The sequence below is a fragment of the Blastococcus colisei genome, from assembly GCF_006717095.1.
Lineage (GTDB): Bacteria > Actinomycetota > Actinomycetes > Mycobacteriales > Geodermatophilaceae > Blastococcus_B > Blastococcus_B colisei.
Map to the genome: position 1 here is coordinate 909801 of NZ_VFQE01000001.1, position 23604 is coordinate 933404.

The following is a 23604-nucleotide window of genomic DNA, read 5'->3' on the forward strand; positions in this document are numbered from 1 at the left end:
GCATGCGTGACCCGATCGTCGGCATCGTCATGGGCAGCGACTCCGACTGGCCGATGATGGAGCCCGCCGCGCTCGCCCTCGATGAGTTCGGCGTCGGCTACGAGGCGCACGTCGTCTCCGCCCACCGCACGCCGCGCCGGATGCTCGACTACGCCGAGTCCGCCGCCGGCCGCGGACTCCGCGTGATCATCGCCGGCGCCGGGGGAGCGGCCCACCTCCCCGGCATGGTCGCGGCCGCGACGCCGTTGCCGGTCATCGGCGTCCCCAGGCCGCTGGACCGGCTGGACGGCCTGGACAGCCTGCTCTCGATCGTCCAGATGCCGGCGGGCGTCCCGGTCGCGACCGTGGGCATCGGCGGGGGGCGCAACGCGGGGTTGCTCGCCGTGCGGATCCTGGCCGTGTGCGACGACTCGCTACGGGACGCGGTCGTGCGGTTCCAGGCCGATCTCGCCGAGCAGGTGGCGGTACGTGACCTCACCCTCCAGGAGCGTCTTGCCTCGGCCGACTGAGCCGGCGGGCTTACGATCTACCCGTGGGTAACAACACCGGGCTCTACGCCCTCACCGAGGAGCACGAGGCGATCCGGGCGGCCGTCCGCGAGATCGCCGAGCGGGAGATCGCGCCGTACGCCGCCGAGGTGGACGCCGAGTCCCGGTATCCCATCGAGGCGCAGAAGGCGCTGACCACGGCCGGCTTCCACGCCACCCACATCCCCGAGGAGTACGGCGGCGAGGGTGCGGACGCCATCGCCACCTGCATCGTGATCGAGGAGGTCGCACGGGTCGACATGAGCGCCTCGCTCATCCCGGCGGTCAACAAGCTCGGCTCGATGCCGATCATCCTGTCCGCGTCCGAGGACGTGAAGCGGATGGTGCTCCCCTCCATCGCCGCCGGCGACGCGATGATCAGCTACGGGCTGTCCGAGCGGGAGGCCGGCTCGGATGCCGCCGCCATGAAGACCCGCGCCCGTCTCGACGGCGACACCTGGGTGCTGGGCGGCACGAAGGCCTGGATCACCAACTCGGGCATCTCCGAGTGGTACACGGTCATGGCCGTCACCGACCCGGAGAAGGGCGCCAACGGCATCTCCGCGTTCGCCGTGCACCGCGACGACCCCGGCTTCGCGGTCGGGCCCAAGGAACGCAAGATGGGCATCAAGGGCTCGCCCACCTGCGAGCTGTACTTCACCGACTGCACCATCCCGGCCGACCGGATCATCGGCGCGCCCGGCACCGGCTTCAAGACCGCGCTGCGGACTCTCGACTTCACCCGGCCGACGATCGGCGCGCAGGCCGTCGGCGTCGCGCAGGGCGCCCTGGACGCGACGGTCGACTACGTCAAGGAGCGCAAGCAGTTCGGAACATCGGTCGGCTCGTTCCAGGGCGTGCAGTTCATGCTCGCCGACATGGAGATGAGGATCCAGGCCGCGCGGCACCTGGTGTACGTGGCGGCCGCGGCCGGCGAGCAGGGGCGCCCCGACGTCACCCGGGTGTCCGCGTCGGCGAAGGCGTTCGCCTCCGACGTCGCCATGCAGGTGACCACCGACGCCGTCCAGCTGTTCGGCGGCGCGGGCTACACCCAGGACTTCCCGGTGGAGCGGATGATGCGCGACGCCAAGATCACCCAGATCTACGAGGGCACCAACCAGGTGCAGCGCATGGTGATCGCCCGCTCCCTCCTGCGCTGACCAGCCGTCCGAGCCGCCGTCGGCGGGGACTCGTGCGCTGTTAGCCTGGCCGGGCCGGACACCGGCTCACGCACGGGGAGGTCGAGGCCAGTCGTGGCGCATCCGGAGCCGTCAGCGCTCGTACCCGACGGCACCGGCGGGATCCGCCAGGTGTGGGCCACGGAGCAGGGGCTGGTCTTCGAGGTGTCGGCGCCCGGGGAACGCAGCATCGACGTCCGGGTCGACGGCCGTCGCGTCTGGTCGTTCCAGGAATCGGCGACCGAGGTCCCGCCCGGCCTGCGGCCTCCGGCGGCGCGGAACGGGCAGCTGCGCTTCGAACCCTGGCCCGTCGTCCTCCGGAGCCGACTCGTGGGCACCTTCCACGTCGAACTCTGTCCCGTCGACGGTGGTGCGGGCGCCTCCGTCGTCGCCGTGCTCGGCGACCCGGCCGCCCGCCCGGTGCTCGCCGACGTGCACGGTCGCCCCCTGGTGGTGAACAAGTGGGGCCGCCTGGGTCACACGATCGCCGACGCCGACCCCGACATGGTCGGTCGGCTGCTCGGGCACATGGACGAGATCCGGGATCTGTTGCGGGCCCACCTCGGAGACCGGGTGTTCGTCACCGGAGGCACGCTGCTGGGACCCGCGCGGGCCGACGGCCGGCTCATCCCGTACGACGACGACGCCGACCTGGCCTACCTCAGCTCGTGGCAGCACCCCGCCGACGTCGCGCGGGAGAACTTCGAGATCGGCCGGCTGCTGCGCGAACGGGGGTACGACGTCATCCGGCTCTCCGCTGCCCACGTGCAGATGCACTTCGACCACGGTGGGGTGCCCGACCACTACGTCGACGTCTTCGCCGGCTTCCTGCTGGACGGCATCTGGTACCAGTACTTCGCCATCGGCGCCGAGGCCGGTCCCGAGCGGCTCCTCCCTCCCGGCACCGTCCACGTCGAGGGCCGGCCCGAACCGACGCCACAGGACCCCGGGTTCATGCTGACGCAGCTGTTCGGACCCGGCTGGCGGGTGCCTGACCCGGCCTTCGGGTTCGACCTCCCGCCGGCGCTCACCGATCGGTTCTTCGGCTGGTTCGGTGACGACCACGCCGACCGCGAGGACTGGGACGACGTCGTCCTCCTGTCCGCCCCCGGCACCGCACCGGCCGACGACGTGCCGAGCGCCTTCGCCGACTGGGTGGACCGGCGGACGCCGGAGGACCACGCCATCCTGGAGCTCGGCAGCGGACTGGGTGCCGACGCGCGCGCTCTGGGCGCCCGGGGGCGCACCGTCCGGGGGGTGGACTTCTCCCGCATGTGCGTCCGTGCCTCGCGAGCGCGCCTGTCCGGACCGGGAACCCGGGTCACCTTCGACACGGTGAACCTGCTGGACGTGCGCGCCGTGCTCCGGCTGGGTGCCGAGTGCGCGGCGACGGGCACGCCGTGGACGGTCGTCGGCCGCCGGGTCCTCAATGCGCTCGACGGCCGGGGCCGGGACAACGTCTTCCGGCTGTGCGGCATGCTCCTGCGGCGTGGGGGAGCGGCCCGCTTCGACGTGCTCACCGATGCCGCCTATCCCCACGTGCCGGCGCACCAGAGACCCGATCTCGACCAGTTGTGGCGGGAGTGCGGGGTGCACGGCCTGGTCCTCGAGGAGGCCGAGCGCCGGCTCGAGCCGATGACCTGGCCGCGTGCCCCCGAGGAACAGGTGGTGGAGATGACCCGCGTGACCCTGCGACGGAGGCCCCGATGACCGACCCACGAGTTCCCGACGGCGGCCGGCCACTGGTCGCCCGGCTGGCGTATCCGGTACGGCGGGCGCTCGCACCGGCAGCGCTCGAGCTGGCCGAGCAGGTGCACCGGTTGAACGACGAGGTCGGCCGGCTGCGGGACGATGCCGAGCGGCTACGGGCGCGCGCGGAGGACGCCGAACGGCGTCTGGCGGAGCAGGAGGAGCGCGCCGCCGAACTCCGGAACGGACTCTTCGAGTCCCGGCGGCTCAGCCTGCGGATCGCCGAGCTCGCCGACGTGGTCACCGAACTGGTGCTCCCGCTGCACGACCGGGAGATCGACCCCGCGGCGCTGCGGAGGCTGCGTCCCGACACGGTCTGAGACGCTCCGGCAGGCTCAGTCCGGACGGCCCAGTTCGCGGACGCCCTCGATCCGCAGACCCAGGGTGGCGCTGACGCGTTCGTCCGCCGCCCGGCGCGGCAGGGCCTCGGCGACGGGATGCCGGCACAGCACCAGCGAGGCGCCGGCTGCCAGCGGGGCGAGCAACCAGACGACCGGGCCGGCCTCGAGACCGGTCTGCTCGTCCACCATCAGCCGGTCGCCGGCGCGCAGGCCGAGCCGGTCGGCCAGTTCCCGGGCAGCCGTGACCAGCCCCTCCAGGCTCAGCGACAGACCACCGACGACCAGGCCCCGGGCGCCGGGCTCCGGGGCCGCGTAGGGCACGAACACGTCGCCCTGCGCCCGGACCTCGACAGCGAAGTCCCGGGCAGACCCCGCGTAGCCGGCCATGCCCATCCCCAGGGGATGCAACGAGAGGCCGAGGAGCTCGGGGAGGTCCTGGTCGTCCAGCGCCGCCAGCCGGTCCTGGGCGGCGAGGACGACGTCGGCCTCGCCGAGCCGGCCCTCGTCCTCGGCCGCGGTGTCCAGCACGGTGGCGCCGCAGCTCCACACCGCCAGCAGGACGGCGGCGGTCTGCCAGTGCACGGGCAGTGCGACGGCGACCGTGCTGCCGGGGCCGACGTCGAACTCGTCCTGCAGCAGGTTCGCCGTCTTGGCGACCCAGTTGGCCAGGGTCGTGGCGGACAGCTCGACGCGTTCGCCCGTGGCGTCGTCGTAGTGGGTGATCAAAGGCGCGGCCGCCTCCCGGCGCACCGTCGCCGCGAGAAGACCGGACGGGAGATCGGCCGACGATCCCGGCATCAGTTGATGCAGGTCGTGTCGGCGGCGGTCCGGGCGTCCTCGCCCTCGACGGGAACCGCCGGCGCGGCCGGGTCCACCGCCTGGCCGATGCCGTTGAAGTCCCCGCCGACGACCAGGTGCACGGTGCCGGCAGCGGCGTCGTCGCTCACCACCGTCACGGCTCCCGGGACGGCGGCCGCCAGCGTGGCGGCGAGCGCCTCGTCCCCGGCCGCGTGACGGATCTCGGTGACCTCGTAGTCCATCGAGTCGGCGTTCGCGGTAGTGCCCACCTGGAAGCCGGCCGTCTCGAGGGCTTCCGCCGCGCTCCCGGCGAGTCCGGACGTGCCCGAGCCGTTGTAGACGTCCACGGTGACCTGTTCCGGAGTCACCGTCTGCGGCGCCTCGGCGGTGGGTGCCGCCTCCTCCGCAGGGTCCGCCGAGAGGTCCGCGAAGAAGTCGTGGAGCGTGTCGGTGTCCTCGAGCCGGAGGATGTAGCGGCCCGCGTCGTCGGTGTCGTCGCCGACGTAGGGCACCGTCTGGAACTGGATGTCGCCGGCGGTGACCGACTGCATCTGGCTGGCCAGCTGGAACAGGTCGAGGGACCGGTCGACGGTGAGCGACTCCGACGCCGCCTCCACCAGTTCCCGCTGCTTGCCGAGGTCGAGGAGGACGTCGTCGGACAGCATCTTCCGGAGGACGCCGGCGATGAAGATCTGCTGACGGACGATGCGGTCGAAGTCCCCGCGCGGCAGGCCGTGGCGCTGACGCACGAACTTGAGGGCGTCGGCACCGCTGATCGTCTGCGGTCCGGCGGAGAAGACGGCGCCGGACCAGCGGCGGTCGTCGACGGCCTCGCAGAGGTTGACCTCCACACCGCCGACCACCGAGCTCAGGTTGAAGAAGCCCAGCAGGTCCACCTCGGCGTAGTGGTCGATCTGCAGACCGGTCAGGGAGCTGATCGTCTGCACCAGGAGCTGGGCGCCCCCTGCCTGGCGCTCGGTCTCCGGTGCATCGGCGGGGGTGTCCGCGTAGCCGTAGGCGTACGCGGCGTTCAGCTTGTCCCGTCCGTAGCCGGGGATCTCCACGTAGGAGTCCCGGGGGAAGGAGACGAAGGACGCCTTCGACCCGTCGGCGGGGATGTGCACCAGGATCATCGTGTCGGTGTTGGCGCCCGAGTCCGAGCCGGCGTTCAGCTCCGCGAGCTGCGCCTCCGTCAGATCCGCGCGGCTGTCGTTGCCGACCAGCAGGAGATTCATCGCCTCGCCGGAGCGGTTGGTCCCGTCGTTGCCGGAGGTGGGGATGGCGTCGGTGCGGTTGACGCTCGCCTCGGCGACCTGGAACAGGTACCACCCGCGCCCGCTGGTGGCGAGGACGGCGACGGCGAGAACCGCGGCCAGGACACGGGCGGCGACGACGATCCGGCGGGTCCTGGTCCGCACCGGGCGGGCAGCTCGCGGGCCTGCGACGTCGGTGCCGGAGCGCCTCGGGGGCCGACCCGCCCGCGGGTCGAGCCGCGGGGGGAGCGGGCGCCCGTCGCGGTCGCCCGGCTCGGTGCGGTCTCGGCCCACGGGATCCTCACTACGCGTCGGGGAGTGGCCGGTTTTCCCAACCGGCCCGGGCTGCTGTCAGCGGCGGGCCGGACGCCCGGCGGGCAGTCGTCGGCTGCCGGCCATGGTAGCCGCGGACGGCCGGACGCCGGGGCTCCCGACACGGTCGAGCGCTCCCCGGGCTGCCTCGTCGTCCACCGTGCACCGCCAGTTCCCAACCGCCGCAGGCGTCCCGACCCCGACCGGACCTCCCGCGCGCGGTCAGAGGGCGTCGGGTGCGAGGGCGTCGAGCTTCGACCGATCGATGTCGCGGTTGTGGAGCGGAAGGACCAGCTCGGACACGACGTCGGTGAGCTCGGCCAGGCGCAGGTTCAGCCGGCGGGACTCGTGCAGCTCCTCGTCGAGCCGGGCCACACGCGTCTCCAGCGCCTGGACGCGGTCCTGCAACTGGCGGTTCTCCGACTGCAACCGGCGGTTCTCCGTCTGCAGACCGGAGATCCCCTCACGAGCCGTGGTCGCATCGGCCAGCAGGTCCTCGTATTCCGGCACCAGCGACCGCCGGAACCGCTTGGCCGGCGCACGCAGTACCTGCTTCAGCGCGTGCTGGGCTGCCATGACACCACCATCCTCGTGGTCGGGAGGGAGACGCTGTCCGCGCTCCAGGGCATGTGCTCGACGACGTCGTCGGCCTCGTCCACGTCCTCGACGACCAGGCCGTAGGGCGCCATCTCGGCGGCGAGCAGGTCGGGGGTCACCGCGCGGTGCAGCGGAACCCCGGTGCCGGGGTCGGGGATCAGGCTCGTCCGCGGGACGTCCAGGTGGGCCCGCCCGCCGCTCCTGAGCACCATCGACAGCAACCGGAGCAACTGCGGGCGGCCGATGTCCCACATGGTGCCGAGCAGGCCACGTCCGTAGACGACGACGGGCTCCTCGCGGGCGGCGATCTCCGCACCGAGCGCCAGCACGCGGCGCAGGTCGTACAGGTTGAGGGTCCGGAAGGTCGCCGGGAGCCCCTCGTCGGCGGCGATCGCGGCGGCCCGCTTCGTCGGCCACCGGACGTAGTCGACGGCGAGGACGCGATGTCCCTGCCGAGCCAGCCACAGCGCGTCGTGGCCGCGGCCGCTGCCCAGCTCGAGGACCGGTGCCGCAGGGTCGATGCGTTCGGCCAGGGACCGCGCGTACGGCGAGGGGGCGGTGCCCGGTGCGATCCGGTCGCCGGCGAGGTCGTACCGGTAGTGGTCCTCCCAGAGGACGCGGTCCATCTCGTAGTCGGAGAAGAACGCCCAGAAGCGGTCGGAGGTGCTCTTCGGGATGTCGAAGCGGAAGGCGGGGTCGGGCGTCCGCCAGCCAGGGCCGTAGTTCGCCTCGAGCATGATCTCCGGCTCGCGCGGGGCAGGCTCCGGACGTCCCTCGACGTCGATGGTGATGGTCGGGAGGACCTGGTCCCGACGGGCCCGGGTGCGCACCGCGAAGGTGTGCTGCCACCACCCGAAGTCGTCCACCCAGCCGGTGAACAGGTCGACGTAGGCGTCCGGACGGCCCTCGTGGCTGAAGTTCACCTGCAGGTGCCCGGCCGAGGCCCGCACCACTTCCAGCCCGGCCGCGCGCAGGTGCCGACCGACACCGAAGGCCTCGCGGACGACGTCGACCGGGTGGCTGTGCCGGCTCAGGTAGCCGAGGTCGGCATCGTCGTCGTGGGGCATGATCCGGCCGTCGCGGTACGGGCCGAGGAGCGTCCCGCCCATGACGTAGACGTCGAGACCGGTGCTGGTGGACACGACGTCGCGCACCTGGTCCATGTGATCGAGCAGACGCGACACGATGCCTGGGTCGTAGTCGGCGAGGGCGTGGCCGATCTTGCCGAACTTGTTCACGATCAGGCCGATCCCGTACCGGTCGTCGAACCGCAGCGGCTCGTCGCCGGCCCCCAGGCGGGCAGTGGCCGACAGCTCCGGCCCGTTCCCGTCCACCGGCCGGAGGGTGAACGTCCCGATCCCGACCAGGTAGGCGTCCAGCGCCCGGGGCCACGACACGCGCACCGTTCCCGGGTTCCCTGGTTCGGGCACGGCGTCGGCCATTCGGAACGACCAGATCCGGCGCCCGTCGAGGAGGAGGTCGACGACCCGGTCGGCGTCCTCGGCCCCGGCACAGAAGGTCAGCCCGCGGTCGTCGACGGTCAGGGTGGAGAGCAGAGGAACGGCTCCTGGCTCGGGCTCGTGGTCGGCTCGGTGTGGAGCCGGAGGCGGCAGGCGGAGATGACCGGCAGGTTAACACCGCTGTGCCGGCCGCCGGACGTCGAACGCCGGTCAGGCGGCGGCCAGTGCCTTGTCCGCGATCAACTCACCGATGGGGATGGCGGAGGTCGCGGCCGGTGACGGCGCGTTGAGCACGTGCAACGTGCGTGCGGTCTCCTCGAGCAGGAAGTCGTGGACCATCGTCCCGTCCCGGAGGACCGCCTGAGCGCGGATACCGGCCTCGTAGGGCAGCAGATCCTCCAGCTGCAGGCCGGGGCAGTACCGGCGGGCCGCGGCCAGGTACCCACGCTTGAACATCGAGTTGCGCATCTCCACGGCGCCGGTTCTCACCTGGTGGCGGGCGAGCCGCCAGAAGCCGGGGAAGGACACGATGTCGCGCACGTCCCGCCGGTCCACGCTCCCCTTGCGGTACCCCTCCCGGGACAGCCCGAGCACCGCGTTGGGACCCACGGTGACCCGCCCGTCGACCATGGGGGTCAGGTGCACGCCGAGGAAGGGCAGCGCGGGGTCGGGCACCGGGTAGATCAGCCGGGTGACGATGCCGCTCCGCTCGGGCGGCAGCTGGTAGTACTCGCCCCGGAACGGCACGATGCGAGCTGCCGAGGTCAGGCCCGCGAGGGCGGCCAGCCGGTCGGCCTGCAAGCCGCCGCAGACGACGAGCCGGCGTGCGCGCCAGGTCGTGCCCTCGGTGGTGACGGCGACGGAGTCCGCCCCTTCCGCGATCCCGGTCACGGCCTGGCCGACCTCGACCTGGCCGCCCTCGCGCTCCACGGTGTCGCGCATCGCCCGCGTGATCGCGACGTAGTCCACGCTGCCCGTGGCCGGCACCAGCAGCGCCCCCACCCCGGCCACCTCGGGCTCGAGTTCGCGCAGCTCTGCGGCACTGATCCGCCGGGCCTCGATGCGGTTGGCCGCGGCGCGGTCGACGAGAGCGTCCAGTCGCCGCGCGTCACGGTCGTCGCTGGCCACGAGCAGCTTGCCCTGCACCGTCATGGGCAGGCCGTGCTCGGCGCAGAACTCCTTGGTGGCCTCGGCGCCGCGCCTGCTGAGTTCGGCCTTGAGGCTGCCGGGCTCGTAGTAGATGCCCGAGTGGATGACCCCGCTGTTGTGCCCGGTCTGGTGCCGGGCGATGTCGGTCTCCTTCTCGAGGACCAGGACGGTCGAACCCGGGCGCCTGCGCACCAGCGCCATGGCCGAGGCCATGCCGACGATGCCCCCGCCGATCACGCAGTGGTCGTAGATCATCTGGGTCCCCCCGCTCAGGTGTCCTCCGGTCCCAGGACTCCGGCGTCCGCCGGTGCCGGACCGTCGTCGATCCCACCGTAGGACGTCGCCGTGGCGCACCGGACGGGGGTCGGCCCGGGGGGTCGCTTGCACCCCGGGAGAAAGTTCTCAAGCCGACACGCGGGGTTGACGATGAGGAAGGGGCCTGCATCTCGACGAAATTCGGTGGTTCCCCGTGCGTACGACCCGTCCCCGTTCCCTGCTCCTCGGCCTGGTCACCGCGGCCCTGACCGCGGTGCTCGTGGTCACCGGCCCCGCGACGGCCGGCGCGAGTGGCCTGTTGACGCCTCCCGTCCCCATGCAGACCGTCCCCGACGCACCGTCGGCCTACCGCGGTCAGGTCTCCTGTGACCCCTCGGCCAAGCCGGGCGCGATCGCGCTGCGCAACATCGTGCTCGCCTACTACGGCGTCGGACGCGACGGCGGTCTCACCCGGGCCTGCAACATCAACGCGCGCAGCGAGCACCAGGAGGGCCGCGCGTGGGACTGGATGCTGGACGTGAACAAGCCGGCCGAGAAGGCCGTCGGTGACGACTTCACGCTGTGGCTGACCGGCCCGGACGCCACGGGCGAGCCGGCGGGGAATGCCCGTCGGCTCGGCGTCATGTACGTGATCTGGAACCGCCAGATCTGGTCGGCCTCGCAGGCCTCCGCCGGCTGGCAGCCCTACAGCGGCCGGAGCCCGCACACCGACCACGTGCACGTCAGCCTGAGCTGGGACGGCGCCTTCCAGCGCACGTCCTGGTGGACCGGTGTCGCCGTGCCGCAGGCCGACGTCGGCCCGTGCCAGGTGTACGTCGGCGAGTGGGCCGCGACCTACAGCGCGCCGCGCTACGACCCCTGCCCGGCCGTGCGGCCCCGGCCGGTGAATCGCGGCGTGTCCGCGAGCCAGGACCTCGACGGCGACGGCAAGGCGGACACCGTGGGCCGGGAACGCTCGGTCGGCCGGCTGTGGTTCTACGCCGGTGACGGCCGGGGCGCCTCGGTGTCCCGCCGCGCGGTGGGCACCGGCTGGCAGATGCACGACTCGCTGATCATGAGCGCCGACGTCACCGGCGACGGGAGGCCCGACCTCTACGGCCGCGAGATGGCCAGCGGGAGCCTGTACGTCTATCCCGGCGACGGCGCCGGCAGCTTCACGCCCCCCACCATGGTCGGCACCGGCTGGCACATGCACGACGCGCTGATGTCCGCCGGGGACGTGACCGGCGACGGGTTCGCCGACATGTGGGCCCGGCAGCAGGGCACCGGCCGGCTGTACCTGTATCCCGGCTCGGCCGGGGGTGTGCTGACCCCGCCGCGGCTGCTCGGCACCGGGTGGGACATGCACGACGCCCTGACCTCGCCCGGCGACGTCGACGGTGACGGCGACGCCGACCTGTGGGCCCGGGAGGCCGGCACCGGCGTGCTCTGGTTCTATGCCGGCGACGGCACCGGCGGGTTCGCCAGCCGCGCGGCCGTCGGCACCGGGTGGTCGATGCACGACGTGCTGACCCCGAGCCAGGACATCTCCGGCGACGGGCGGCCCGACCTCTTCGGCCGCGCCAAGGCCCTCGGCGTCCGCTGGGCGTACACGACCGGCAACGGCGGTGTGCCCCACTCGGCGCGGACCGTCGGCTCCGGGTGGGACATGCACGACGTCGTCCTGTGACCAGAGGTCGCTGACCTCTGGATCGAAACCGCGCGCATCCCCGTGGCCCGCTCACCGTCCCGGTGTGCGGGCCACGGCCCTGTCCGGCGTGTCGGGGCGGCGCGACGCATGCCTCATCGGCTCACTGGCACCGGTGGACGCCAGTCGTCCCACCCGACTCAACACTCCCGCTGGGTGGTCGATACAGAAGGTTCACTCAGTCGACGGCCGCCTCTCTTCCCGGCGGCCGCACCGGGAGGAACACTCGTGCACTTCGCCCTCGCGGACCGGCGTCCGCCCGTCGCACCCGCACCCGGCCCGGCCACCTCGACGACTCGGGGTGGCGCCGATGTCTAGCCCGCGGGTGGGGCTGATCGCAGTCGGCGCGGTCGCGGTAGCCGGTGCGGCGGTGGCCGGGTACCTCGTCGTCCGGTCGCAGGCCGACGTGCCCGCGGCCGTCGCCGACGACGCGTTCCACGGAGCCCCGACCGACGGAGTCCCCTACACCGTCGTGAACCCGCCGCCGGAGGATCCGGCCGACGTGGCCACCGATACCGCCACCCCCTCCGGCGCCGACGTCCGCATCACGTACGCCGTGGCGGACGAGGCGGAGGGCGGCGTGGCCGTCGGCGCGCTGGTCGCCGGCATCATCGAGAACGGGGGCGAGTGCATCCTGGTGCTCCAGCAGGCGGGCCGGTCGGTCACGACCGCGACGGAAGCTCGTGCCGACGCCTCCACCACCACCTGCGGGCAGCTGCTCGTGCCGTTCGCCGACCTCGGTTCCGGCTCCTGGACGGCGACGGTCACCTACGTCTCTCCCGCGGGCGAGTCGCTCGGCGTCGCTGACACCACCGTGGAGGTGTCGGCATGAGGCCCATGAACCGTGCCCGGGTGCTGCTGCGGTGGACACTCGGGGCGCTGACCGCCGCCACCCTGCTCGTCATCGGCCCGACCGCGGGGACCTCGCCGGCCCGGGCGGCCGACCTGAGCGAGTTCGACCCCGGCAACATCATCACCGACCAGATCTTCTTCGACTCCGGCGCGATGTCCGCTGTCCAGGTCCAGGCGTTCCTCGACGCGAAGGGCACCCGCTGCACGGCCGGCAGCCTCTGTCTGAGTGCGTACCACTCCGGCACGTTCAGCAAGTCGGCCACCCAGTACTGCCCCGGCGGCTACGCGGGCCTGGCGTCGGAGTCCGCGGCCTCGATCATCTGGAAGGTGGCGCAGGCCTGCGGCGTGAACCCGCAGGTACTGCTGGTCACCTTGCAGAAGGAGCAGGGTCTGGTCACCGCCACCAGCCCGACCCAGGGCAAGTACGACAAGGCGATGGGTTACGGCTGCCCGGACACGGCGGCCTGCGACACCCAGTACTACGGGCTGCAGAACCAGCTCTACAGCGCCGCTTCCCAGTTCCGCCGGTACGTGACCAACCCGAGCAAGTACAGCTACCGCGCCGGCGTGGTGAACGACATCCTGTACCACCCGCACAACGACTGCGGGCGGCAGTCGGTCTACATCCAGAACGGCGCCACCGCCGCGCTGTACAACTACACGCCCTACGTCCCGAACGTCGCGGCGCTCAATGCCGGTTACGGCGAAGGCGACAGCTGCTCGGCGTACGGCAACCGCAACTTCTTCAGCTACTTCACCGACTGGTTCGGCTCGACCCAGTCATCGGGCAGCGGCGCGATCAACCTGACGTACAAGGCGCTGGGCGGCTCGACGGCGATCGGCGATCCGGTGGCGGCGACCCAGTGCGGTCTGCCCAGCAGCGGCTGTGCCCGGGCCTACACGCAGGGCTCGATCTACTGGTCGCCGGCGTCCGGCGCCGCGTACGTCACCGGGCCCTCGCTCGGCGCGTACTGGAACAACGGCGCGGTGGGCGGCCCGCTCGGCTATCCGATCGCCAGTTCCGGGAACATCACCGGGGGAGCCGCGACGGCGTTCCAGGGCGGCTCGATCTACTGGTCCTCGGCCACCGGGGCCCGCGTGGTCACCAAGGACATGCTCGCCGCCTGGTGGAACAGCGGTGGGGTCTCCGGCCCGCTGGGCTTCCCCATCGCCGACAGCGCCCCCGTGGCCGGCGGGCGGGCGACCGCCTTCTCGGGCGGCTCGGTCTACTGGTCGGCGGGGACGGGAGCGCACTGGCTCTCCGGTCCCGTGCTCTCCCGGTACTGGGCCACCGGTGTGACCACCGGTCCCCTCGGCTTCCCGATCAGTTCGCTGGGCCCGGTCCCCGGCGGTCAGGCGGCGGCGTTCCAGGGCGGGTCCATCTACTCGTCGGCGTCGACCGGGGCCCGGGCGGTCACCGCGGAGGCGCTGCGCACGTGGTGGGCCACGGGCGGCGTCAGCGGCCCGCTCGGGTTCCCGACCGCCGACAGCGTCGCCGTCGCGGGGGGACGGGTCACCGAGTTCGGAACCGGCTCGGTCTACTGGTCGAAGAGCACCCGCGCACACGTCGTGCAGGGCGACATCCTGGCCTACTACGAGGCACAGGGGGGGCCGGCGGCGCTGGGCTTCCCGACCGCCGATCAGGGGCCGGTGACCGGGGGCTCGGCGCTGGCGACGCAGAAGGTCTCGATCTACTCCTCGGCGTCCACCGGCACCCATGCGGTGCACGGCGGCGTGCGGGCGGCCTGGTGGGCCACGGGCGGCATCACCGGCCCGCTGGGTTTCCCGACCGCCGACGTCGGCGTGACCGCCGGCGTGGACGGTCTGGTCGGGAACTTCTCCGGCGGTGCGGTCTACTGGTCGACGGCCACCGGTGGGCGCATGGTGCAGGGCGACATCCTGGCCTACTACGAGGCACAGGGGGGTCCGGCGGCGCTGGGCTTCCCGATCGCCGACCAGGGGCCGGTGACCGGTGGCACCGCGCTGGCGGCGCAGAAGGTCTCGATCTACTCCTCGGCAGCGACCGGCACGCACTCGGTGCACGGCGGCGTGCGGACGGCCTGGTGGGCCACGGGCGGCATCACCGGCCCGCTGGGCTTCCCGACCGCCGACGTCGGCGTGACCGCCGGCGTGGACGGTCTGGTCGGGAACTTCTCCGGCGGTGCGGTCTACTGGTCGACGGCCACCGGTGGGCGCATGGTGCAGGGCGACATCCTGGCCTACTACGAGGCACAGGGGGGTCCGGCGGCGCTGGGCTTCCCGATCGCCGACCAGGGGCCGGTGACCGGTGGCACCGCGCTGGCGGCGCAGAAGGTCTCGATCTACTCCTCGGCAGCGACCGGCACGCACTCGGTGTACGGCGCGCTGCGGACGGCGTGGTGGGCCACGGGCGGCATCACCGGCCCGCTGGGCTTCCCGACGACCGACGTCACGACGGTCGCGGGCACCGCCGGCACCACCGGTCTCGTCGTGGACTTCTCCGGCGGGGCGGTCTACTGGTCCGAGGCGACCGGCGCCCGGGTGGTCACGAGCGCGGTGCTCTCCACCTACCGCAGCGCCGGCGGGCCCGCGTCCACCTACGGCTGGCCGGTGTCGGACACCTACGCCGTCCCGGGCGGCTCGCGCAACGACTTCCAGGACGGTCAGATCACCGGCTGAAACTCCGGTGAGCCCGCTGCCCGCCCCTCGGGTGGGCAGCGGGTTGCGGCCCGGGACGGGCCGATGAGGGAAGGTAACCTGCTTCGTCGTGGCAACTCTCAGGACGGCGACCCCGATGGGCCGCGCACTCGACGACCTGAGGGTCGGGTGGCGGCAGCGCCAGCTCTGGGGACACCTGGGCTGGCAGGACATCCGTCAGCGGTACCGGAGGTCCGTGCTCGGACCGATCTGGATCACCATCAGCATGGCGGTCACCGCGGTCGCGCTGGGCATCCTCTACGCCGGCCTCTTCGGCAACGCACTCGAGGACCAGCTCCCCTACATCCTGGTCGGATTCATCGTCTGGGCGTTCATCTCCGGCTGCATCATCGAGGGTGCCGACGTCTTCATCGCCAACGAGGGGCTGATCAAGCACCTCCCGGCGCCCATCTCGGTGCACGTGTACCGGCTGGTCTGGCGGCAGAGCCTGCTGTTCGCGCACAACCTGATCGTCTACGCGGTGATGCTCCTGATCTTCCCGCAGGATCTCGACTGGTCGAGCCTGCTCGCCATCCCGGCCTTCGTGCTGATCGCGCTCAACGGCGCCTGGGTCGCGCTGTTCCTGGGCATGGCCAGCGCCCGTTTCCGCGACCTGAACCCGATCGTGGGCAGCATCGTCCAGCTGACCTTCTTCCTCACGCCGATCGTGTGGATCTACGAGGACTTCCTCAACAGCGAGAACCCGGCCATCGCCGAGCGGGCCCGGTGGGCGGAGATCAACCCGGCGCTGCACTTCATCGAGTTCATCCGGCGGCCGATGCTCGGCCAGGAGCAGGTGTGGCGTCACTGGTACGTCGTCCTCGCCATCACGGTCATCGGCTGGCTCATCACCCTGTGGGCGCTGCGCCGCTACCGCGCGCGCGTGTCCTACTGGGTCTGAGCGGCGGGAGAGGAGGAAGCATGGTCCGGATCGAGACGCGTGGGGCGAGCGTCGACTTCCCCATCTTCGACGCCAAGACGCGTTCGCTGAAGAAGGCGGTGCTCGGCGTCGTCGGCGGCAACATCAGCTCCGAGCGCAAGGTGCCGGTGATCGAGGCGCTGCACGACATCGACATCACCATCGAGGAGGGTGACCGGGTCGCACTGGTCGGTCACAACGGGGCCGGGAAGTCGACCCTGCTGCGACTGCTGTCGGGCATCTACGAGCCAACTCGCGGCTCCGCCACGATCGAGGGCCGGGTCGCTCCGGTGTTCGACCTCGGGGTCGGGATGGACCCGGAGATCTCCGGCTACGAGAACATCATGATCCGCGGGCTGTTCCTCGGGATGACGCGCAAGCAGATGGAGGCCCGGGTCGACGAGATCGCCGACTTCACCGAGCTCGGTGACTTCCTCGCCATGCCGTTGCGCACCTACTCCACCGGCATGCGGGTCCGTCTCGCCCTCGGGGTGGTGACCAGCATCGACCCGGAGATCCTGCTGTTCGACGAGGGGATCGGGGCGGTCGACGCGGCCTTCCTCGCCAAGGCTAAGGACCGGCTCGCCGAGCTGGTGCAGCGTGCCGGCCTGCTGGTCTTCGCGTCGCACTCCGACGAGTTCCTGCGGCAGCTGTGCACCACCGCCATCTGGATGGAGCACGGCCGGGTGAAGCAGCAGGGTGAGCTGCGCGCGGTGCTGACCGCCTACAAGGGCCGGGACCCGTTCCTCGACAGCGCGCCCGCGAGCAGCGCGTGAGCGTCGACGACGTCGTCGTGGCGGTCGTGGTCACCCGGCAGCGACCGGACCTGCTGGCCGAGAGCCTCGCGGCCCTCGGCGGACAGTCGCGTCCCGTCCAGCACGTCGTCGTCGTCGACAACGGCCCGGACCGCGAGACCGAGGACGTCGTCCGTGCCTCCGGCCTCCCGGTGACCTACCTGCCGTCACGGCACAACCTGGGCGGCGCCGGCGGCTTCGCCCTCGGCATGCTCACGGCCCTGGCCCGCGGCGCCGACTGGGTGTGGTGCGCCGACGACGACGGGCGACCGGCCGACCAGTCGGTCCTGGCCACGCTCCTGGACTGCGCGGCGACCCACGACCTCGCCGAGGTGTCACCGGCGGTCGTGGACAAGGCGGACCCGACCCGGCTGGCCTTCCCGCTGCGTCGCGGCCTGCGCTGGCGGCGGACCCTCGCCGACTTCGCCGGGATGGACCTGCTGCCCCGGTACGCCTCCCTGTTCAACGGCGCGCTGTTCCGCGCGGACGCGCTGGAGGTCGTCGGCGTGCCGGACTACCGGCTGTTCCTGCGTGGCGACGAGACGGAGGTGCACCGGCGACTGGTCCGCTCCGGGCTGCGGTTCGGCACCTGCCTGCGAGCGGCGTACCTGCACCCGGAAGGAACCGACGAGTTCCTGCCCATCGCCGGTGGGCGGCTGTCGGCGCAGTACCCGGCGGACGAGACCAAGCGGTTCTTCACCTACCGCAACCGCGGCTACCTGATGGCCCAGCCGGGGATGCGCTGGCTCTTCCCGCTGGAGCTCGTGCGCTTCTCGTGGTTCTTCCTGGCGCGACGGGACCTGCGCGGTCTGCGCACCTGGTTCGGCCTGGTACGGCAGGGGCGCCGGGAGCGGTTCACCCGCCCCTGAGGGGCCCCTGCCGTACCGCTCAGCTTCCGCTGACGTCGCCCCCGCTGGCGACGAAGGCCGCCCGCCAGTTCTCCCGCGAGGTCAGGTCCCCGTACGCGGCCCGGTACCGGTCCGACAGCTCGGGGAAGCGCTTCACGATCTCGCGGTTCAGCCGCACCGAGCGACGCAGCAGGTCACGGAAGGCGGCCGGATCCCGCTGCCGCAGGGTGACTCCGCGGCCGTCCGCGGTGCCCACGGCGACGCTGTCGAGCCGCGCCAGCACGTACCACTGGGCGTCCTGGGCCGGAAGCTGGACCTGCGGCCGGTCCCGGGCCTCGCCGGCCGGCCGGAGGCTGTGCCGCAGTCCGCGCACCGCCGAGGAGAGGATCGCCCGCTTGCCGACCGGTGGCTGGGCCATGGCCTCGGCCACGACCGCGTCGAGCTCGGGCTCGGGGATCTCCGAGCGCGCCGTCACCACCCGGCTGTCGGGGAAGCGGGACTGCTCGGCGCGGACGTCGCCGAGCGCGGTGGGCAGTGCCGAGAAGACCGACGAGGGCCCGGCGAGGAAGTCCTCGTAGGCCTTCAGGTGCAGGGCGACGGCGGAGTACTCCAGCTTCAGCAGATGCTTGAGGTCGGCGAGGATGCTGCTGCGCGGGATGCCGCCGCCATCGGTGTGCGGGCTGTGCAGCGCCGCGACGATCAGCCGGTTGCGGGCGAAGAAGTAGGCCTGCCAGTCACTGACGTCGTCCTTGTCGGTCCAGGCGAGGTGCCAGATCGCCGCACCGGGCAGCGTGACTGTGGGGTAGCCGGCCGCCTTGGCCCGGAGACCGTACTCGGCGTCGTCCCACTTGATGAACAGCGGCAGCGGCAGGCCGAGCTTCTCCGGCACCTCCCGGGGGATCAGGCACATCCACCAGGCGTTGTAGTCGACGTCGACCCGCCGGTGCAGCTGCCGGGTCTCCCGCAGCGACTGCTCGGCGAAGTTGTGGCCGGTGACGGCGTAGGCGGCCGGCCGGTAGAGGAAGCTGTGCCGGTCGACGACCTCGCCCATGGTGTGCAGCACGGAGCGGTCCTGCAGCGCGAGCATCTGGCCACCGACGAGGACCGGCTGGTCGGTGAAACGGCTGAAGGTCAGCGCCCGGTGCAGGCTGTCGGCCTCGAGCTGCACGTCATCGTCGAGGAAGAGCAGGTGGGTGGCGTCGGTCCGCTCCAGCGTCTCGTACATGGCCCGCGCGAACCCGCCGCTGCCGCCGAGGTTGCCCTGCTCGACCAGGTGCAGCCGGTCGCCCAGCAGCGCGGCGACCTCCGCGTAGCCGGCGTCGTCGCGAACCTTGCGGTTGCCCTGGTCGGCCACGACCACGGCGGAGAGCTGAGCGCTCACGACCGGGTCCGCGGCGATCGTCGCCATGGCGGCGGTGCAGTCGCCCGGCCTGTTGAAGGTGCAGATGCCGACGGACAGCCGGCCCTCGCGCAGCGGTTCGTGGTCGGCGTACCAGCCGGCCTCCACGATCGTCAGCTCGCTGTCGGCGACCAGGTCGAACCAGTACCAGCCGCCGTCGATGAACGGGGTCAGGTCGAGCTGGAACTCCACCTCCTGGTCGGTGCCGCCGACCGCGGAGGCGGTGACGTGCACGATGTCGCCGTCCGCCTTCGACCGGTAGACGTCGACCCGGCCGGAGCCGGACAGGCGCAGGCGCAGTACCACCGACGGCACCGACGTCCAGCGGCGCCAGTAGGCCGCGGGGAAGGCGTTGAAGTAGGTGGCGAAGGAGACCTGGTCCCCGCCGAGCAGGTGCGCGGTGGCGCGGCTGTCCACCCGCAGGGTGCGTGCCAGGCTCTCGTCGACGTACAGGCTGCGCACGTTGCGGGGGTCGTCGAGGCGCGGCATCAGCACCCGCTGCAGCAGGGTGACCGCCGGGGTGGGCCGCTGATCGGCGTCCGCGTCGACCGTGGGGCCGGGGGCCGTGGTGCTCGTCATCGTGGGATCAGTCCTCGAGGCGGCCGTCGAGCGACGCGCCCTGGTCGAAGTGCGGGCGGATGCGGTTGTCGAACATGGTGAGCGCCGAACCGATCGCCATGTGCATGTCCAGGTACTTGTACGTGCCGAGGCGGCCTCCGAAGAGCACGTGCTTCTCCGCCGCCTCCTTCGCCGCCAGCTCGCGGTACCGCTCGAGCTTCGCCCGGTCCTCCGCGGTGTTGATCGGGTAGTACGGCTCGTCGCCGGACTGGGCGAAGCGCGAGTACTCGCGCACGACGACGGTCTTGTCGTCGGGGTAGTCCCGCTCGGGGTGGAAGTGCCGGAACTCGTGGATCCGGGTGTAGGGCACGTCCTCGTCCGCGTAGTTCATGACCGACGTCCCCTGGAAGTCGCCGATCGGCAGGACCTCCTGCTCGAAGTCGAGCGTCCGCCACCCGAGCTCGCCGGCCTCGTAGTCGAAGTACTTGTCGATGGGGCCGGTGAACACGGTGGGCACGTCGCGGGGCAGCTCGTCACGGACGTCGAAGTAGTCGGTGGAGAGCCGGACCTCGATGTTCGGGTGCTCGGCCATGCGGGTCAGCCAGGCGGTGTACCCGTCCTTGGGCAGACCTTCGTAGGTGTCGTTGAAGTACCGGTTGTCGAAGGTGTAGCGCACCGGCAGCCGGGCGATCACCGCCGCGGGCAGGTCGGTCGGGTCCGTCTGCCACTGCTTCTTGGTGTAGCCCCGGATGAACGCCTCGTAGAGCGGACGGCCGATCAGCGAGATCGCCTTCTCCTCGAGGTTGGCGGCCTCCGCGGTGTCCATCTCCCCGGCCTGCTCCGCGACCAGCGCCCGCGCCTCGCCGGGGGAGAAGCTGCGGTCGAAGTACTGGCAGATGGTGGCCAGGTTGATCGGCAGGGAGTAGGTCTTGCCCTGGTAGATGCTGAAGACCCGGTGCTGGTAGCTCGTGAACTCGGTGAACTGGTTGACGTACTGCCAGACCCGCTCGTTGGACGTGTGGAACAGGTGCGCCCCGTACACGTGCACCTCGATGCCGGTCTCCGGCTCAGGCGCGGAGTACGCGTTGCCGCCGATGTGGTCGCGGCGATCGATGACCAGCACCCGCTTGTCGAGCTGGCTGGCGACGCGCTCCGCGACCGTGAGTCCGAAGAATCCGGAGCCGACGACGACGAGATCAGGTGCTGTGACGGTCACGGGCATCGACGGTACCTGTGCCGAGCGGGCGGCACGACAACGCGACGGGGTTCCGGGTTCGTGGGGGTCCGTTCCGTCACACGAACCCCAGGGGTCACCCAGCGAGGCGCTCCGCGGTGCTCGACGGGACTGCCTAGGGTCTGTGCGTGACCACTCCGACCGATCCCGCCCCGCTGCGCGTCGTCGCGGTCACCTACTCACCCGGCGCCACGCTCGTGGACTTCGTGGACTCGCTGGCGCAGGCCACCTCGCGGCCGGTCGAGGTGGTGCTCGCCGACAACGGCTCCACCGACGGGGCGCCCGATCGGGCCGCAGCGCGCCACCCGCACGTCCGGGTGCTGCGCACCGGCGGCAACATCGGCTACGGGGCCGCGGCGAACGCCGGGCTGGCCGACCTGCGCACCGGACGGGCGCTGATCGCCAACCCCGACCTGCGCTTCGCTCCGGGCTCGGTCGACGAGCTGCTCGCCGCGGCCGACCGGTGGCCGCGAGCCGCCACGCTCGGGCCGGCGATCATGACCCCCGACGGGGAGCTGTACCCGTCTGCCCGAGACCTGCCACGCCTGTCCACCGGCGCCGGGCACGCGCTGCTGGGCTGGGCGTGGCCGAGCAACCCGTGGACGGCGCGGTACCGCCGGGAGCGGGAGACGCCGCGGGAGCGCCCCGCAGGCTGGCTGAGCGGCTCCTGCCTGCTGGTCGACCTCGAGGCCTTCTGGTCGGTCGGGGGCTTCGACGCCGGCTACTTCATGTACTTCGAGGACGTCGACCTCGCCGAACGGCTCACCCGCCGTGGGTGGCTGCACGTCTACGTGCCTACCGCCGTGGTCGAGCACGAGGGCGGGCACGCCACTCGGCGGGAGCCGCACCGCATGCAGCGGGTGCACCACACCAGCGCGCTGCGCTACCTCTCCCACCAGTACCCCCTGCGGCGGCATGCGCCGCTGCGCGCGGCCTTCCGGGCCGGGCTGGGTGCCCGCATGCTCGTCTCCTACGTCAGCGGCCGGGTGGCCGCCGGAGCCCGCTTCCAGCGCCGGGCCGGCGAGCTCGCCGGGCGCGTGGCCGCCGAGCCGACGGAGAACTGACGTGCGACACGCGGTGATCATGGCTGGCGGATCCGGGACGCGGCTGTGGCCGCTCTCGCGCGCCCAGCGGCCCAAGCAGTTGCTCGACGTGGTGCACGACGCCGACGGCGGCGCCCACAGCCTCCTGGTGGAGGCGTTCACCCGCCTGGCGGCGGTGCTGCCGGCGGAACAGATCTGGGTCTGCACGGCCGCCCGCTACGGCGAGCAGGTACGCGCGGCGCTGCCGGAGCTGGGCGCCGACCGGCTGGTCCTGGAGCCGGTCGCCCGGGACACCGCCAACGCCGTCGGGCTGACCGCTGCGCTGGTGGCCGACGTCGACCCGGACGCCGAGCTCGCCGTGGTCAGCGCCGACCACGTCATCCGGCCGGTCGAGCGGTTCGCCGCCGTGCTGGAGACGGCCTACCGGGCGCTCGCCGCCCGCCCGGATGCCCTGGTGACCCTCGGCATTCCGCCGGCCTCGCCGGCCACCGGCTTCGGATACGTCCAGCGTGGCGCCGCCACGGAGGTGGCCGGGGTCGCCGAGGCCGCGTCGTTCCGCGAGAAGCCCGACCGGGCGACCGCGGAGGCCTACGTCGCCGACGGGGGGTACCTGTGGAACTCGGGCATGTTCGTCTGGCGCGCCCGGACGGTCCTCGACGCCCTGGCCGACCACCTGCCGGAGTCCGCCGAGGGGCTGGCGCGGATCGTCGCCGCGCCGGCCGGCCCGGAGCGCGAGCGCGTCCTGGGCCAGGTGTTCCCCACGCTGCCGAAGATCAGCGTCGACTACGCCGTCCTGGAGCCGGCCGCCGCCGAGCCGGGTCGGGTGCTCGTCGCCGACCTCGACGTCGACTGGCTCGACGTCGGCTCCTGGCCGGCGTTGGCCCACACGCTCGAGACCGACGGGGCCGGCAACGCCGTCCGTGGCCCCTCCGTGCTGGTCGACGCCTCCGGCAACGTCGTCTTCAATGACGACCCCGACCATCTCGTGGCCCTCGTCGGCGTCCACGACAGCGTCGTCGTCCACACCGCCGACGTGACGATGGTCTGCCCCGTGTCCGACGCCGAGCGGGTCAAGCAGCTGCTGGCCGTCGTCGAGGAACGGTACGGCCCCCGGTTCGGCTGAGTCCGGTCGCTAGCCTCCGCGCATGAAGAGCTTCGACGTCGCAGCCGTTGTCAGTGGAGGAGCCTCCGGGCTCGGTGCGGCCACCAGCCGGGCCCTGGCCGCCCGGGGGGCGGCCGTGACGATCCTCGACCTGCAGGAGGAGCGCGGGCAGGCGCTGGCCGCGGAGCTGGGTGGGCACACCACCTTCGTCCGGACCGACGTCACCGACGAGGCGTCCGTCCAGGCCGCGATCGCCGAGGCGACCGGCAAGGACCGGCCGTTGCGGATCGCGGTCAACTGCGCCGGCATCGGCTGGGCCCAGCGCACCGTGGGGCGCGGCGGCGAGGCGCACGACCTCGGCGCGTTCACGAGGACGGTGATGGTCAACCTCGTCGGCACCTTCAACGTGCTCCGGCTGGCGGCGGCGGCGATGTCGGCCACCGAGCCGGGCGAGGACGGCGAGCGTGGCGTCGTCGTGAACACCGCCTCGATCGCGGCCTACGACGGGCAGATCGGGCAGGTCGCCTACGCGGCGTCCAAGGGCGGGATCGTCGGGATGACCCTCCCGGCGGCGCGGGACCTCTCCAGCGTCGGCGTCCGGGTCTGCACGATCGCCCCCGGGTTGGTCGACACGCCGCTGCTGGGCAGCCTCCCCGAGGAGGCGCGGACGGCGCTGTCGGCGGGCATACCCTTCCCCAAGCGCCTCGGCCGTCCCGAGGACTTCGCGGAGCTGGCGCTCGCCATCGTCACGCACGGCTACCTCAACGGCGAGGTCATCCGGATGGACGGCGCGCTGCGCATGGCACCGAAGTGACCGCCTGACCGCTGCACCCGGGGGAACGTCCTGAACAC

The 23604-nt window shown here is 72.3% G+C and carries 20 protein-coding genes; 13 read left to right on the forward strand and 7 right to left on the reverse strand.

The genetic code is table 11. The features are described 5' to 3' along the window. Window positions 1-2 precede the first annotated feature (2 nt). From purE to FHU33_RS04350, 4 genes are all read left to right on the forward strand, one after another. Window positions 3-509 carry a 5-(carboxyamino)imidazole ribonucleotide mutase gene (purE, locus tag FHU33_RS04335; protein ID WP_142024247.1) on the forward strand — a complete coding sequence of 169 codons (507 nt, stop codon included), beginning with the start codon at window positions 3-5 and terminating at the stop codon, window positions 507-509. 23 nt (window positions 510-532) lie between these two features. Continuing rightward, on the forward strand, window positions 533-1687 hold the full coding sequence (locus tag FHU33_RS04340; protein ID WP_142024248.1) for an acyl-CoA dehydrogenase family protein: 1155 nt from the start codon (window positions 533-535) through the stop codon (window positions 1685-1687). Window positions 1688-1780: 93 nt separating this feature from the next. Continuing rightward, on the forward strand, window positions 1781-3415 hold the full coding sequence (locus FHU33_RS04345; protein ID WP_142024249.1) for a class I SAM-dependent methyltransferase: 1635 nt from the start codon (window positions 1781-1783) through the stop codon (window positions 3413-3415). Next, window positions 3412-3774: a DUF6752 domain-containing protein gene (locus tag FHU33_RS04350; RefSeq protein ID WP_142024250.1), complete on the forward strand. Its 363-nt coding sequence runs from the start codon at window positions 3412-3414 to the stop codon at window positions 3772-3774. The genes FHU33_RS04345 and FHU33_RS04350 overlap by 4 nt, the downstream gene beginning before the upstream one ends. A 15-nt stretch (window positions 3775-3789) precedes the next feature. On the opposite strand, the gene FHU33_RS04355 is transcribed toward FHU33_RS04350, so the two are convergent. The 5 genes from FHU33_RS04355 to lhgO form a co-directional block, all read right to left on the reverse strand. Beyond that, window positions 3790-4593: a TIGR03089 family protein gene (locus tag FHU33_RS04355; RefSeq protein ID WP_142024251.1), complete on the reverse strand. Its 804-nt coding sequence runs from the start codon at window positions 4591-4593 to the stop codon at window positions 3790-3792. Next, window positions 4593-6011, reverse strand: a complete 1419-nt coding sequence (locus tag FHU33_RS04360) for an LCP family protein (RefSeq protein WP_246063257.1) — start codon at window positions 6009-6011, stop codon at window positions 4593-4595. Before FHU33_RS04360 ends, FHU33_RS04355 begins: the two co-directional genes overlap by 1 nt. Before the next feature lie 369 nt (window positions 6012-6380). Then, window positions 6381-6734: a DUF6752 domain-containing protein gene (locus tag FHU33_RS25320; RefSeq protein ID WP_142024253.1), complete on the reverse strand. Its 354-nt coding sequence runs from the start codon at window positions 6732-6734 to the stop codon at window positions 6381-6383. Then, a complete protein-coding gene (locus FHU33_RS04370) occupies window positions 6713-8152 on the reverse strand; it encodes a class I SAM-dependent methyltransferase (protein WP_170182316.1) in 1440 nt (479 codons plus the stop codon). Before FHU33_RS04370 ends, FHU33_RS25320 begins: the two co-directional genes overlap by 22 nt. A 273-nt stretch (window positions 8153-8425) precedes the next feature. Beyond that, the gene (lhgO, locus tag FHU33_RS04375) at window positions 8426-9619 is read right to left on the reverse strand and encodes an L-2-hydroxyglutarate oxidase (protein ID WP_142024255.1); all 1194 of its coding nucleotides are present in this window, start codon (window positions 9617-9619) and stop codon (window positions 8426-8428) included. Window positions 9620-9833: 214 nt separating this feature from the next. On the opposite strand from lhgO, the gene FHU33_RS04380 reads away from it, so the two are divergent. The 6 genes from FHU33_RS04380 (at window position 9834) to glfT1 (ending at window position 17437) form a co-directional block, all read left to right on the forward strand. Next, window positions 9834-11309 carry an FG-GAP repeat domain-containing protein gene (locus FHU33_RS04380; RefSeq protein ID WP_142024256.1) on the forward strand — a complete coding sequence of 492 codons (1476 nt, stop codon included), beginning with the start codon at window positions 9834-9836 and terminating at the stop codon, window positions 11307-11309. 328 nt (window positions 11310-11637) lie between these two features. Next, on the forward strand, window positions 11638-12159 hold the full coding sequence (locus FHU33_RS04385) for a hypothetical protein (protein ID WP_142024257.1): 522 nt from the start codon (window positions 11638-11640) through the stop codon (window positions 12157-12159). Beyond that, a complete protein-coding gene (locus tag FHU33_RS04390; protein WP_142024258.1) occupies window positions 12156-14837 on the forward strand; it encodes an LGFP repeat-containing protein in 2682 nt (893 codons plus the stop codon). Before FHU33_RS04385 ends, FHU33_RS04390 begins: the two co-directional genes overlap by 4 nt. A gap of 88 nt (window positions 14838-14925) precedes the next feature. Next, window positions 14926-15756, forward strand: coding sequence for a galactan export ABC transporter permease subunit Wzm/RfbD (gene wzm / locus FHU33_RS04395; protein WP_246063258.1), 831 nt, complete (start codon window positions 14926-14928; stop codon window positions 15754-15756). A gap of 20 nt (window positions 15757-15776) precedes the next feature. Further along, window positions 15777-16550, forward strand: a complete 774-nt coding sequence (wzt, locus tag FHU33_RS04400) for a galactan export ABC transporter ATP-binding subunit Wzt/RfbE (protein WP_142024259.1) — start codon at window positions 15777-15779, stop codon at window positions 16548-16550. Next, the gene (glfT1, locus tag FHU33_RS04405; RefSeq protein ID WP_142024260.1) at window positions 16547-17437 is read left to right on the forward strand and encodes a galactofuranosyltransferase GlfT1; all 891 of its coding nucleotides are present in this window, start codon (window positions 16547-16549) and stop codon (window positions 17435-17437) included. The genes wzt and glfT1 overlap by 4 nt, the downstream gene beginning before the upstream one ends. 19 nt (window positions 17438-17456) lie before the next feature. Here glfT1 and FHU33_RS04410 read toward each other — a convergent pair whose 3' ends face one another. Together FHU33_RS04410 and glf are read right to left on the reverse strand one after the other, a co-directional pair. Continuing rightward, entirely contained in the window at window positions 17457-19394 is a 1938-nt protein-coding gene (locus tag FHU33_RS04410; protein ID WP_142024261.1) for a glycosyltransferase, read from the reverse strand. 7 nt (window positions 19395-19401) lie between these two features. Next, entirely contained in the window at window positions 19402-20589 is a 1188-nt protein-coding gene (gene glf, locus FHU33_RS04415; protein ID WP_211354999.1) for a UDP-galactopyranose mutase, read from the reverse strand. 146 nt (window positions 20590-20735) lie between these two features. Between glf and FHU33_RS04420 the strand changes: the two genes are divergently transcribed. From FHU33_RS04420 to FHU33_RS04430, 3 genes are read left to right on the forward strand one after another with little or no spacing between them, the layout of a single operon-like run. Continuing rightward, window positions 20736-21671, forward strand: a complete 936-nt coding sequence (locus tag FHU33_RS04420) for a glycosyltransferase family 2 protein (protein ID WP_142024263.1) — start codon at window positions 20736-20738, stop codon at window positions 21669-21671. Window positions 21672-21690: 19 nt separating this feature from the next. After that, a complete protein-coding gene (locus tag FHU33_RS04425) occupies window positions 21691-22773 on the forward strand; it encodes a mannose-1-phosphate guanylyltransferase (protein WP_246063259.1) in 1083 nt (360 codons plus the stop codon). Window positions 22774-22795: 22 nt separating this feature from the next. Beyond that, window positions 22796-23566 carry an SDR family NAD(P)-dependent oxidoreductase gene (locus FHU33_RS04430; RefSeq protein WP_142024265.1) on the forward strand — a complete coding sequence of 257 codons (771 nt, stop codon included), beginning with the start codon at window positions 22796-22798 and terminating at the stop codon, window positions 23564-23566. Window positions 23567-23604 lie beyond the last annotated feature (38 nt).